The sequence below is a fragment of the Cryobacterium sp. 10I1 genome, from assembly GCF_035019805.1.
GTDB classification, from domain to species: domain Bacteria; phylum Actinomycetota; class Actinomycetes; order Actinomycetales; family Microbacteriaceae; genus Cryobacterium; species Cryobacterium glucosi.
The window spans coordinates 1-337 of record NZ_JASJVF010000606.1 but is presented as its reverse complement, the minus strand read 5'-3'; the positions used below and the strand labels follow the sequence as shown (position 1 = coordinate 337).

Annotated in this window: 1 protein-coding gene; it reads left to right on the top strand. The window is 74.8% G+C overall.

Features of this window, described 5'->3' with window-relative positions:
* The coding region (locus QN345_RS19980) for a hypothetical protein (RefSeq protein WP_323509232.1) at positions 1–337 on the top strand (337 nt) is incomplete at both ends.

Sequence of the window (337 nt, the reverse complement as noted above, 5' to 3'; positions counted from 1 at the left end):
GCAGGGCTGGGTCGCCTTCCGGGAGAGCGTTCAGTCCGGTGCCCACGGCGGCGACGTCGCCCGCGTCAGCGGACTCGCACGCGCCGGCGAACTCGCCCGCGCGGGAGAACTCGCCCGCACCGGAACGACCGACCGGGTGGCCGAGGGCCGGGATCGCTCCCGTGGCCTCGCCACCGTCGCCGACTCCGGCCACTCCGGCATCTGGCGGCTGCTCGCCTCGAACAGCCGCGAGCTCGGCCGCAGCTCCTCGGTCTACGGCTCCTTCGCCGGCGCGCGGGCGCACGTCCTCGAACTCAAGGACCAGTGCGACGCGATGGTCGCGACCATCGCGTCGCAC